Below are 12,405 nucleotides of genomic sequence, written 5' to 3'. Positions count from 1 at the left end.
CAACTATTACAAGCTCACCATCTATTTCAGAGTCAGCATTGTATCAAAACTTTTACACAGGATTATGGACTTGACTGAGTATTTAATCTAATAAAAAAAGTGCAAAATTAAATTTCAATTATTCTCAACAATCGGTAGTAGAACACTAAATACACCTTGACACTTCTTTCCATAACGAAAAAAAGTGTCAAGGTGTATTGCTGGAGCGTAAATATTTAAAGAACTCTACTTTTTTGTAAGAATTTTTTCCCTATTTGCCAAATAATAATTAATCCTGCGAAAACAACAATCACTAAAATTCCGATACTTTTTTTTGCTGGTGATTTAGTGTTAAGTAATACAGTGGCATCGATTGTATTTATACTTCCTACTTCGTCTGTTACCGGAGTTGCTTGTGCGATTTCTTTTACAAGTTGGTAATCTAGCACGCCTGTGCCATATTGCCCTTCTTCAAAAATAATAGGATTAGCTTTACTACTACGTGTCGTAGGACCGCTATAAAATGAATCTCCTGATTCTCCTAGAATCAAGGTTTCCGTCAAGGGATAAAGTGCTTTAGGTTGATCATTTTCTACAATTAAAAGCGTTGGCGATTGCAACAAACGTAATCCTGTCACTAAATAGTTACTGCCCAAGTTTAATAAATTATCATCTACCTGTCGCAACTTCTCTTTAAAAGAAGTTTCATCTTGGTAGCCTTTGCCACTAACGTACCATTTACCAGCTACCGCTTCCAAAAAAGAACGCTCTTCTTCAGTCCACTCAATACTTTCATCTACGGGACTCCCTTTAGTAATTTCTAACAAGTAATTTGTTCCTGATATTTCTTGCTCGTAGTACCAAAGTATTGGTGCTGCTGCTAAAACTTCTGACAGTTCTTGTTGATCAAAATTTTGCGATAGCAGGTTGTCTGATACATAAATTTTTAGTGACTTTCCTAAATCGATTTTCGTATCTATAGGCAAAGTATTTCCTGTTTTTTCTTGATAAACAAAGGCAATAGCTTCTCTTGCTTCTGATTCTAGCGCCATTATCTCATTATATTGCGCATCGTTTTCTAGTTGAAAGGGGGCGGTTTTATCTGCAGCAAAAACTGATTTAACTGTGAAAAAAAAGATAAATGCTAAAAAGAAAATAATTTTTTTCATAAAATAAAACCTCCTTTAAACTACTGTAGCCCCAGTAACTACAACATCAATCCGTTCTTCCTCCAGCGACAATAGTTGCGAATATATTTCATCTCTTCATTAAGTAACTATTCTGTGGGTAATAATAGAGCCAAAATAAAATAAATAGGGACCGCCCCAGTAAGGATAAAGATAAGCCGAACAGTGAAGGGAGAAATATCAAAAAAGTTAGCAATACCACTACAAACACCGGCAATGATTCGATTTTCTAAATTTTTCTTTAGCGGATACATTTTCCTTCACCTCTTAGGGTTTCAGATTTATTTTTGTTATCTATATTCTAAATGATTTAACGGTACGACACAATCGTTTATCGAAATGTCGTTTAAAACACAAGCTTAGCCCTTGCTGTGATAGACTAGGTAAAATAAATACCGACAAAATTCAAACTTTTAAGAGTTGCTTTTGTTCTCCATTTTTTAAATTTAGCACCAAAAAAAGAAGCCACGTGGGCTTCTTTTTCATTTTCCTTCAGTTTACTCTTTGGCAGTATCAATAATCTCGGTGCGCACGCGCGCCATAATTCGCAAAAGTTCGCGGGCATCTTTTTCCCCTAGGCGTTTGGCCCACATGGCAAAACGTTTGGCAATTACTTGATTTAATTCGGCGGTTACTTCTTCGCCCTTTTCCGTCAAGCTCAAAGGTAAGCGTCTGCGGTCAGTAGAGTTACGATCTTGCATTACTAAGCCTTTATTTAATAAAGTTTTCAACTGGCGGGAAATCGCCGCCCGACTGACATCTCGTTGCCGAGCAATTTCCGAGACTTCCAGTTGGTGCCCTAAAGAGAGGTCTCGCATAATCAGATACTGTTCAAAAGAAACTTGATACACTTTCATGGGTTGGGCAATTAAGTCATCTAAGTACTTAAACGTTCCCCAATACATTTGAATATAATCGTTTAACAGCTGCTCTTCCATGGCGACCATCGCTCCTTTAGGTATTTAGATGCCCCTTAAGTGTTGTTTTTTGTGTCGTAAATCTTTTAAACCTGAGAAGAGGATTAAAAGGGCGACGCTGACAACTGCGATTCCTACTAATACTTCCACACTTAACGTTACCGTTGAACCGGCAATGCCTGAGGTAATCACTTGGCGGTATCCATTAATAGCATACGTCATTGGGAGGAACTTTTGCAAGGAGGTAAAGAGGGGACTCACGGTTTCTTGTGGGAATAAGCCGCCAGAACCACTCATGGTCAGTAAGCCTAACGCCACAAAAATTCCTAAACGACCTAACACGATATTCAGGAACATCGTAAGATACATGGCACTAATGGCAAAGAGCATCGTCACACCGTAGAAGGAAAGCACGTGATCCACATGTAGACCGACTGCTAACATCAGACTAGCTTCAATCACTGCCATGCCTAGTGCTACCCCCGTGCCGATTGCTAATTTTCCTAACAACCACGCTAATGGTGAGCGTTCGTCGTCATCATTACGTTTCATTGGATAAGCGAAGTTAAAGATGACAATGGCGATAAATAAAGCCAAGGCTAAAACAAATGGTGCTAAAGCCGCGCCGTAATTCGGTACGAAGCTATATTGTTTTTGCGTTGTTTCCGTTGGGGCAGCGAACATATCGGCGGTCATGTTCGTTAAATGAGTAGCGGCAATTTGTTTGTAGCCATCGTTTAAGCCCTCTGCTAATTGCCCACTGCCGGCAACTAATTGTTGCGTACCATCGTTTAAAGCTTGATTGTTGCTAACTAATTGTTGCGTGCCATCATAAAGTTGCGTGACCCCGTCAGCTAAGGTTGGCGTTTGACCATTCAAGGTATTCAAACCGTCAGATTCTTGCACAGCGCCATGATAAAGTTGGTTCACACCATCAGCTAAAGCTGGCGTTTGACTATTTAAAGTGTTCAAACCATCTGACTCTAAAACTGAACCTTGATAAAGTTGTAATACACCGTCACTTAAAGCTGGCACGTTAGCCGCTAATTGGTTCATACCGTCTTTTAGCTTCGTAATTCCAGCCAATAAGTTTTGGCTTTCATCAGGGTTATTCACAGAAGCATCCAGTTCTTCCAAACCTGCTTGCAGTTGCGCAACGGCATTGGCATAAGTTGGATGTCCGCTCACGTCTGCATCACTTAACTCAGTGTTTAAAGTAGCTAGCTTTTCTGCAAAAGTTTGCAGTGCTACTTGTAACCCAGTTGGATCACCTTGATCATCGGTTCCCTTATTCGTTAACGATTCTTTAGCAAAATTCAAATATCCACGAGCAGTAGCATACTCATTATCTTTAGCTACTTTTTCAGCTTCATAATCGGTTTTAAACTGTGCCAACTTTTCATTTTCATTGGTATTTTCTGTTTCATATTGTGCTTTAAAGTCTGCTAAAGCTTGTTTGGCTGTTTCATCATTAGTCGTAGCAACAGCAGATTCTAGAGCTGTCAATGCGCTTTGTACTTCAGCACTAGGAGCACTAGCCGTCCCTAATTCTGTCAAACTAGCATCTGCTTTACTTGTTTCCTTTTTAGCTGCAGCTTCATAGTGAGCCAAATTGTATGCTTTCCCATCAGGACTAACAATTCCTAATTGTTCTGGCGTCACATACCCGTATGGCTCCGTATTCGTATCAATACCAATAGGCATATCAAAAGGAATAAAAGCAGCACTAATTAAAGACGATTGTTTATTGACGGCATCGAACAATTTAGACATTTTTTCAGCCATTTGTTGCACACCATCAACCATATTAGGATTGCCATTACGTTGTTCTAGCGTATAGTACTCTAAGTCTTCAATGCCTTGTTTTAAAGCTGTGATGCCTGTCGTTAGCGTTTGACCTTGATCGTTTTTAGTCGTCACGGCCGCATACAACTGATTTATGCCGGCGTTCAGTTGATTAACACCAGAACTTAGCGTTGGAACTTGATCATTTAATTGTTGCAAGCCATTTTTTAATTGGCTACCGCCGTCAGTCAGTTGGGTCACGCCAGAAGTTAAAGCAGGAACTTTCCCTTGCAATTGACCGAGACCATCTTTAATTTGATTACCGCCATCTGCTAGTTGGTTAACACCAGACGTTAAGGCTGGGATGTTGCTAAACAGCGTCCCGACACCCGTATTGACTTGCGTTACGCCATCGGTATATTGCGTCACACCAGATTGTAACGTCTTAGTGCCGTCATTAATTTGCGTGGCGCCAGCAGCAGCAGTTTTAATTTGGCTACCGATCGTCCCAATTTGGTCAAATAACTCAGACGCAAAGGCCGTGGTTACTTTTTCGCGAATTTGGCTATTGAGTTTGTCCACACCTACTTGGGTAATGACTTCTGAAATATAATTCAAAGAGCCGTTAGTTTCGTATTGCAGCTGCATTTTTTCTGGCTTGTCGTCTAACACCGTTGCGGCATTTTTTGAAAAGTCTTTCGGAATGGTAATGACACTATAGTATTGATTTTTTTTCAAACCAGCTTGCGCTTCTTTTTCAGAAACGAAAATCCATTTTAACTGATCGTCGTCTTTTAATTTAGCCACCGTATCGGCGCCAGCTTGAATTTTCGTACCGTTGAGTTCTGCTGGTTCATCTAAGTTCACGACAGCAACAGGAATTTTCCCCGTGTTACCGTAAGGATCCCAAGCCGAAGTCAGAAAACAAAAGGAATAGAAGAAGGGGATAATCAGGACTAACACTAATGCCCCAATTAAGCCTTTGTTCCGCGCTATTAATTTAAATTCTTGATTTACCAATGTCAAACCATCTCCTCAATCGACTTCACTTTTTAAAATGAAGCCCTCCACAATTTATATACGGCATTAATAATTAATGCCATTTACAATTTTTGAGTATGAACTTTCTCGACTTTACTGTCAATAAGATTTTTCAGAATTTTTTCTCATTTTATTATTAGGAAATTAGGCGCCATCTCCAAATAAAAAAATCCTCCGCGCCCATTAACGTGAAGGATTCCTGAAAAAAATTATTTCTTTTTTGTTTTACTTTTCGCTTTTTTGACGGTCTTTGTTTTTTTCTCAGTCGGCGTTGCAGCTTTCGGTGTTTCTAAAAGCTTGGCTAACTCTTGAATTTTGTTAAAGACGGGAGATTCGGTATGTTTGTACCACTCATCATCCGCATTCATCAACTTCAGCATTTCCTTGCGGGCTTCAATCTGTTTCGGTGTCTTCATCTACATACTGGCAACACTACCAGTACCACCACTTCCTTTATTCTGGCTTGAGAACGTTTTCTGATTGACCTCATTGTACCAAAGTTTTCAGGAAATAGTTAAAAAAATTAATTTTATCCGTAAAATTTTTGCAATTCGTAAATATTACTGGAAAAAAGTTGGTGACTGTTTCTTCTCGATTACAAATCTTGACTTAAACGCACCATATCGCGTAAGACAATTTTATTTTCGATAATTTCTTCGGCGTAGTGGCGCACAAAAAAATCACGATCAATGTGGGTCATGCGAAAACCGCATTTTTGATAGAGATATAGAGCTTGAAAGCTGGAACTCCCCGTCCCGATTTCCACCGTTTGATAAAGTTGAGTTTGACACCAAGCAAGTGCTTTGCGCACCATTTGTTCCCCGACGCCTTGCCCCTGGAACGTTTCTTTTACTGCTACGTTGACAATCTCAGCTGTTGCCGGCCGTGTAGCAATCACCACAAGAACCCCCACCAACTCGTCTTGATAGCGCGCTTCAAAACACGTCCCATTTTTGACGTAGTTGGTCACTAACGCGCGATTAGGGTCGGCGTCCAGTAAAAGCTCATAGTGAGCCGCTGTCGCTGTCGTAAATTTTTGCCAAGTAATAGCTATCATATTATCCCTACTCTTCCTAGCAAAAAACCGAGGCCTAAGCCTCACTTCCTTAAGCTTCTAATAATTTAGCCTGCACTAATGCACGGCGCACTGCCAAACCAATTAAAGCAGCAGCGACACCTTTAATAATTCCAGGAATTAACCACATGACAAAGCCTGCTTGAAAGGCTGCCGCGAAATTTGTTTGCAAGGCTAACCACAACCATAAAGTACCAAAGAATAGCGTCACCGCTGCCCCTAGCAAATTAGCAATAATTCCGTGGACTACCGTGTGCCCAAATTTTTCTAACCATGCGCCCGTTAAAAGCGTGTTAAAGATAAAGCCGACGATAAAACCACCAGTAGGGCCTAAAATCACACCCACGCCACCTTTCATCCCAGCAAACACTGGCAAACCAATCGCTCCTAGTAGCATATAGAGGACTAACGCCCACGTGCTCGTTTTTTTATTTAACACTGTCGCCGCTAACCCTACGGCAAAGGTTTGTCCCGTTAAAGGAATTGTTGCCACGGGAAAAGTTAGTTGGGCAAAAATAGCCACGATGGCCGCAAATTCAGCCGCTAAAATCCAATTTTTTAATTTCATGGTAAACTCCTTTGATAAAAATATTTGAACTAGCCACTGGAAGAGCTAGCCTATGGTGAATATAACCAATATCGCCTGAACTGTAAAGTGCATTTCCCTCATCAGCGAGTTCTTTTCGTGTATTATTCGGAAAAGAGCTCCATAAACTTGTTCAGAAGAGGAGTAATAATAAGATGAAAGACACGGAAAATTGCTTCCCCAAATTTTTGTGGCTTATGGCTTATTACCAACTCTTCTAGTTTACTGAGCTCGACTACTAAAAGAGCTCGCTTCCCTCGTTCAGAAATTGAGCAATAAGAAAAGGAAAAGCCTGGAAAATCTCCCTTGTCGCAGCTACTTGCTTTTCAAAATTGCCCTTGCTATAATTCAGGTGTAGGGAAAAGGTACTAGGTATACCTCTTCCAATATCTACATGGCAATGGCCGGTTGCGACTCTAAAGATTACTCTTTAGGGTCTTTTTTTAATTTAGGTTGGGATAAAAAGCGCTTAGCTCCAAGAAATAAACGGGAATATCCGAAAATAGCTCTTCATATTTTTGTGATATTCCCGCTTATTTCCGAAGGAGCTGCTTTTTTCACACCGATTAGTTCATGGGCAATTTCAATCATCAACTTAATGATGATTAAAATGTGCCAAATGCCTTCCAGCATTTTTAGAACCTTTCCCGCTTCCCGGCGATTCTTTCATTGGCATGACCTCCTTCAGCACCAACTTTTCTAGAATTCGTTGATTGTTGCTTCAGGGGCGACCAAAGTCCATGTGAACTACACCTGAATGATAGCAAAGACATTTTTGTCCTCTTACAAAGAAGATACGCAAAAGATTCTGAAATGCACTATATTAAAAAAATTTTTAGGCGGATTAACTTTAGCAAAAATTGTTTATCTTAAAATGATAAAAAGCCCATCAATTTTCCTAGAAGTTAATCTACTTTTAGGATTACTATTTTCACGTTTACCTAAATATCCGGAAAACATTTAACCATCTAAAAAGAGGTACAAGCACTGTCAAAACAGCCCTTGTACCTCTTCAAAAAATTATCATCCTTTAATTGTTAAAAAAGCGCTGCTGGCTGCAGCGCCCTTTTACTCCTGTTTTAAAAAATTAGTTTATTCGTAATGGCCTTCAAAAGTCACGGGATCGTAGTTATTGTAGTAAACCGTCATAAGCTGTGTCTCTTCGCCGGCTTCAATGTCTACCGCATAAGCATCTTCTAAGTCGACACCGTAGAATACTAACAGATCGGAATCTTCATCAATAAAGGCTATGTCGTGATAGAAGTAACCCTCTACTGCAATATTAGTCGTCCCTTCGACCCGTAAACCTTGCGACTCTTCCAAGTGATTATATCCGGCATCTTCCGTTTCGCCGGCTTCCATAAAGTAAGCTTCCACAAAGGCATAACTAGAATAGTTACTTAAAGTAAATTCATACCAACCGTAGTCAGCACTTTCCTCGTAATCGGACCAATCAGTGTCAGACCAATCGCCTTCGTACCAATCTTCATCATACCAATCAGTGTCAGCGCCGCTCATGGTTCCAGCTACAGTAATCGTCTCACCATCTAAAGTAGTCGCAATCGCGGTTACCGTTCCATCTTCACCTGAAATCACTAAAGTACTAGCATTTTGTAACGGAATCCGTTCAAATTCCCACAAATCGCCGTCTTCATCCACTGCGCGCACGTCATAAACCCCATTACTAGCGGTAGGAATTTCTAACTCGTGGGTGCCATTGGATTTTAGAATTGTCGTGCCACCTAGTAAATCTTCCCCCCACGTATCTAAAGAGGTTGGCGAAAGGTAGACTTCATTAAAAATATAACCTGACTTGTTGGTAAAAGTTACCCACGTGCCTTTTTGCACTTCCGCATCGAGTTCTTCCACCTCTTCTTTTTCACTAGAAGCTACCGTGGAAACAGTCGTAGCATTTTTATTGGAACTGCTGTTATTTGATTTACTACAAGCAACGAGACCAGTTGTACCTAAAGCTAAGACTAGTCCGACTGTCATTATTTTTTTCTTTTCCATCTTTTAATCCCCCATTTTCTTGTCCAATTTGTGATGGTTTTCCTTTACAAAAATAATATTATCATGAGATTAGATTAAAAACAAATTAAAACATCTGTATTTTTTCTAACTGATTGAAAAGAATAGATAGCAATAAACAAAAACAGTCTCGTCTGTAGGCTAAAGAAAAAGAGCTACGTCTTGAAGCGACGTAGCTCTTTTTCGCTGTTCATTTTAAGCGTTTAGTAATTCGGTCAAACTTGGCATGTCGTGCACTTGATATTTTTCTTTGAAAGCTTCAATTTCCTCTTCTGAAAAACGCGTCGGATCCAATTGGAGATTTTCCACTGGTAAAGGTCGCGTATTGGCAATTTTCACATCGATGACTACGGGACGTGTACTGGCCTTCGCTTCGTCAAAAATTTTAACCAAATCTTTCGTATCCGTCACGGTATAGCCTTTAGCACCTAAGCCTTCAGCCACTTTAGCAAAGTCCGCCCCCGCTAAATAGACACCATACTTACTTTGATGGGTGTCTTCTTGTTCGGCTTCAATAAAACCAAAACTATCATTGGAAAAGACCAGATTAATGATGGGGAGTTGGTACTTCACTTGCGTAATCAAATCTTGCATCACCATGGCAAACGCGCCATCGCCACTTAAGGTGAAGATTTGCCGTTTAGGAAAACTTAGCTTAGCCGCAATCCCGCCAGGAATGCCATTGCCCATGGTAGCAAACCAACCAGACGTCGTGAAGAGTTGTTCTCCATTCATCTTCAACAAACGAATCGCGTGAATCGTGGAGTTCCCCACATCGGTGACAAAAATTGCATCTTTTTCGGCGATGCGATTAATTTCTTTAAAAATCGGTTCTACCCGCAGTGGTACTTCCGTACTATCCGCAAAGCTTTCCAGCCAACGATGCCAATTGGCGATATTTTGCTGGTTCGCGGTTAGCCAAGGTGTCACGGAGCGTTTCTTTCCAGCCGTCACTAAAGTCCGCAACGCAGTAGGACCATCGCCTAAAATGGCCACATCAGTAGCGTGACGGCGCCCTAATTTACTGGAGTCAATATCTACTTGAATAAACTTCGCTTGGGGATTAAAGAAGTATTTGGTAAAAGGAAAATCACTGCCGACAAAAAGAATCAAATCAGCTTGCGCCAAGGCTTCATTTGCCGGTTTCCAAGCTACTCGTGCCGCCGTTCCTAAATAATTCGGATAGTCGTCAGGAATAATCCCTTTGGCTAAAACCGAAGAAGCGACTGGTAAAGCAAAATGTTCACAAAAAGCAGCCACATCTTCCCAACCACCCCGCACTCCTTGTCCCACATATAAAACAGGTTGTTTCGCTTCGGCGATTAAAACGCTAGCCGCTTTTACATCGGCATCATCTAGAGTGTAATAACGATTTTTACGATGACTACTAGCCGTAGACACTGGCACATCGGGAATTTCCACCGTACCATAATCAACAGGAATCGTTACCACGGCAACGCCTGAGTGTTCATAGGCTTGGCGAATCGCTTCGTCTACCACATGGGGCAAGCTTTCTGGCGTCATCACCGTGCGATTATAAACCGCAACGTCTGTGAACATGGGATTTTCATTTAACTCTTGAAACCAATTATAGTTCATTAGGTTGCTGGCGACTTGGCCAATCAAGGCTAAGACGGGCACGTGATCCATTTGCGCATCGTATAAGCCATTAAACAGATGTGTAGCCCCTGGACCTGCTGAACCGAAACAAACGCCGATTTTTCCGGTTAGTTTCGCGTCAGCTGCAGCCGCTAAAGCTCCCACTTCTTCGTGCCGTACTTGAATGTAGCGCACCTGATCTTGTGCTTCATAGAGCGCATCCATGGTGGAGTTAAAAGAACCGCCGGGAATGCCGTATAAATGGTCTACATCCCAACTTTTTAACACTTGCACCATCGCCGCACCTGCCGTAATTTTTCCTGTCATTTCATCCCATCCTTTCAGTAATCAACTTACACCCCCAGTATAGTCAGTTCCCATAAGAACACCAAGCAATCCGTTTTTAAGACTTAAAAAGTTAGACGTCGATTGGCATATTGCGCAACGCCTTCATCGTGACTAATGATGAAGACAATTTTCTTTTCAAGACTGGCGATAAATTCACTGAAAAAAATTTCTTGGCTCGTCCCATCAAGATTACTGGTGACCTCATCGAAAATATAAACGTCGGCTTCCTGTAATAAAGCCCGCGCAATAGCTACCCGCTGCTTTTCCCCACCAGAAAGATTTTCCCCGTTACGTAAGATGAGGGTATCTAAAGATTTATTTTGCCATAAAGGTTGTAAAATGTTCAGCTGCTGAATTTTGGCATCTACTTCCGGACTTTGCTGCGTATCTACGAGAATATTTTCTCGCAATGTGCCGGGAATTAGACTAGCACTTTGGGGTACGTAAGCGATCCTCCCCCGTAACGTTCCTTTGTCTAATTGATTGAGGGGCAGCTCATTAATCGTTATTCCCGTCACCGGTCGCACGTTGAGTAACGCCCGCACCAATGTACTTTTGCCGGCACCACTTTTTCCCGCCAGATACACTACATCCCCCGGGGTGAACTGCGCCGTTAAAGGATAACTAAACTTAGTGTCCCCCACCGTAACTGTCGGTGCTTTGAAGGCTAATTTTTCAATTGTAGTCACCGGTGTTCCCGTAGTTGTTTCTAAATTTCCTGAAATTTCCTCTTGATAAAAAGCAGTGTTTACTTTGAGGCGCGTATAATTAAGGTTCAAATGATTTAGGGAATAGACAGCATCAAAAAAAATACTAATCACTAACGTAAAAACAACTAAAGAGCCCACCTGCGTCTTTCCAATCGCCACTTGATAACTAATCAGGAGCAAGATAGCATTTTCCACAAAAGTGTTGAGAAAATTAATGATTTGACTACTGGTGCCGGCGAAACGATTAATCTCCGCGTGCGCCTGATAAATTTCTTGAATCCGTTGCGCCATTAAATGTTCAATGCCGGAAAAATGAACTTGTTGCTTCACAAAATCTGGCTGCTCATAAATACTCATGATGTCTTGGAAATTTTTTGAAGTCACCGCCTGTAATTTTTTACTGCGGCGCCCTAGCTCTTTATTTAATAATTTGTAGCCAAAAAAAGTCGTGGGAATCAAACAATTTACCGCCAGCCCATAAAAAAGATTCTCGCGATATAACCAAAAGAGACTGCCGGTAATAATAACCACAGCACTCACCAACTGAATCACGTCATTCAACATAAATTGGTAAATACTATTAGTGAGAGCGGCCACTTTGTCAATGAGATTGTTATTCCCTGTAGCAATCATTGTGTCATACTCCACGTGAAAAAGTTTATCTAAAAATTGACGCAAGTTCTTTTCGTTAACGTTCACCGCCGCATTCTCTCGCAATAAGATTAAGAGCACTTGAAAAAAGTAACTCCCCAACATTACGCCTACCACTAACAAAACATTAATCAGCTGAATATCAGCCACTTGGGCAAACAGCCGATTACTTAAAAAGGGAATGGCTAACGTGGCTAGACTAGCGATTAAGCTAGTGGCCACTGACAACAACATAAACTTGCGATTCTTGCGAAAAATTTCCTTTAACATGGACTTCCTCCTGACGGAAATAGGAAAATTATTGTCTTTCCTTGTCAATGTTTTCCTAAATATTCCTATTCGTTGTCTAGATAATAAACCTCGCAAGAAACTATGTCAATACTTTCCTAATTGATTTCCTTATAATTCCTAAAGGTATTAAATAAGAAAACCCTCGGATAATTATCCGAGGGCTTCTTTGATATTTGCGCATGCTGTTTTATTGCTCGCTGAATCG

10 protein-coding genes are annotated in these 12,405 nt (G+C 40.9%); all 10 read right to left on the bottom strand.

Going from position 1 to position 12,405, the window contains the following annotated elements; genetic code table 11:
* Window positions 1-215: 215 nt before the first annotated feature.
* Window positions 216-1,148 carry a hypothetical protein gene (locus tag FFM57_RS09335; protein ID WP_137600252.1) on the bottom strand — a complete coding sequence of 311 codons (933 nt, stop codon included), beginning with the start codon at window positions 1,146-1,148 and terminating at the stop codon, window positions 216-218.
* 107 nt (window positions 1,149-1,255) lie between these two features.
* Entirely contained in the window at window positions 1,256-1,420 is a 165-nt protein-coding gene (locus FFM57_RS09330; RefSeq protein ID WP_137600251.1) for a PspC domain-containing protein, read from the bottom strand.
* A gap of 243 nt (window positions 1,421-1,663) precedes the next feature.
* On the bottom strand, window positions 1,664-2,104 hold the full coding sequence (locus FFM57_RS09325; protein ID WP_170999960.1) for a MarR family winged helix-turn-helix transcriptional regulator: 441 nt from the start codon (window positions 2,102-2,104) through the stop codon (window positions 1,664-1,666).
* 24 nt (window positions 2,105-2,128) lie between these two features.
* On the bottom strand, window positions 2,129-4,894 hold the full coding sequence (locus FFM57_RS09320; protein ID WP_137600249.1) for a YhgE/Pip domain-containing protein: 2,766 nt from the start codon (window positions 4,892-4,894) through the stop codon (window positions 2,129-2,131).
* Between the two features lie 224 nt (window positions 4,895-5,118).
* On the bottom strand, window positions 5,119-5,325 hold the full coding sequence (locus FFM57_RS09315; protein ID WP_137600248.1) for a hypothetical protein: 207 nt from the start codon (window positions 5,323-5,325) through the stop codon (window positions 5,119-5,121).
* A gap of 179 nt (window positions 5,326-5,504) precedes the next feature.
* Window positions 5,505-5,966, bottom strand: coding sequence for a GNAT family N-acetyltransferase (locus tag FFM57_RS09310; RefSeq protein ID WP_137600247.1), 462 nt, complete (start codon window positions 5,964-5,966; stop codon window positions 5,505-5,507).
* Window positions 5,967-6,015: 49 nt separating this feature from the next.
* Window positions 6,016-6,552 carry a biotin transporter BioY gene (locus FFM57_RS09305; RefSeq protein ID WP_137600246.1) on the bottom strand — a complete coding sequence of 179 codons (537 nt, stop codon included), beginning with the start codon at window positions 6,550-6,552 and terminating at the stop codon, window positions 6,016-6,018.
* Window positions 6,553-7,662: 1,110 nt separating this feature from the next.
* Window positions 7,663-8,583, bottom strand: a complete 921-nt coding sequence (locus tag FFM57_RS09300; RefSeq protein ID WP_137600245.1) for a hypothetical protein — start codon at window positions 8,581-8,583, stop codon at window positions 7,663-7,665.
* A 213-nt stretch (window positions 8,584-8,796) separates the two neighbouring features.
* Window positions 8,797-10,527: a pyruvate oxidase gene (gene spxB, locus FFM57_RS09295; protein ID WP_137600244.1), complete on the bottom strand. Its 1,731-nt coding sequence runs from the start codon at window positions 10,525-10,527 to the stop codon at window positions 8,797-8,799.
* A gap of 83 nt (window positions 10,528-10,610) precedes the next feature.
* A complete protein-coding gene (locus tag FFM57_RS09290) occupies window positions 10,611-12,179 on the bottom strand; it encodes an ATP-binding cassette domain-containing protein (RefSeq protein ID WP_137600243.1) in 1,569 nt (522 codons plus the stop codon).
* Window positions 12,180-12,405 lie beyond the last annotated feature (226 nt).

The organism is Enterococcus nangangensis, from assembly GCF_005405245.1.
Classification (GTDB): domain Bacteria; phylum Bacillota; class Bacilli; order Lactobacillales; family Enterococcaceae; genus Enterococcus_J; species Enterococcus_J nangangensis.
The sequence above is the reverse complement of the archived record's forward strand: the minus strand, read 5'-3'. Positions and strand labels throughout refer to the sequence as shown.

Bases quoted from the DNA above. Each gene is read 5' to 3' on its own strand.
- FFM57_RS09325 (WP_170999960.1), bottom strand. From the start codon at position 2,104: ATGGAAGAGCAGCTGTTAAACGATTATATTCAAATGTATTGGGGAACG.
- FFM57_RS09315 (WP_137600248.1), bottom strand. From the start codon at position 5,325: ATGAAGACACCGAAACAGATTGAAGCCCGCAAGGAAATGCTGAAGTTG.
- spxB (WP_137600244.1), bottom strand. From the start codon at position 10,527: ATGACAGGAAAAATTACGGCAGGTGCGGCGATGGTGCAAGTGTTAAAA.
- FFM57_RS09310 (WP_137600247.1), bottom strand. From the start codon at position 5,966: ATGATAGCTATTACTTGGCAAAAATTTACGACAGCGACAGCGGCTCAC.
- FFM57_RS09290 (WP_137600243.1), bottom strand. From the start codon at position 12,179: ATGTTAAAGGAAATTTTTCGCAAGAATCGCAAGTTTATGTTGTTGTCA.
- FFM57_RS09305 (WP_137600246.1), bottom strand. From the start codon at position 6,552: ATGAAATTAAAAAATTGGATTTTAGCGGCTGAATTTGCGGCCATCGTG.
- FFM57_RS09330 (WP_137600251.1), bottom strand. From the start codon at position 1,420: ATGTATCCGCTAAAGAAAAATTTAGAAAATCGAATCATTGCCGGTGTT.
- FFM57_RS09300 (WP_137600245.1), bottom strand. From the start codon at position 8,583: ATGGAAAAGAAAAAAATAATGACAGTCGGACTAGTCTTAGCTTTAGGT.
- FFM57_RS09335 (WP_137600252.1), bottom strand. From the start codon at position 1,148: ATGAAAAAAATTATTTTCTTTTTAGCATTTATCTTTTTTTTCACAGTT.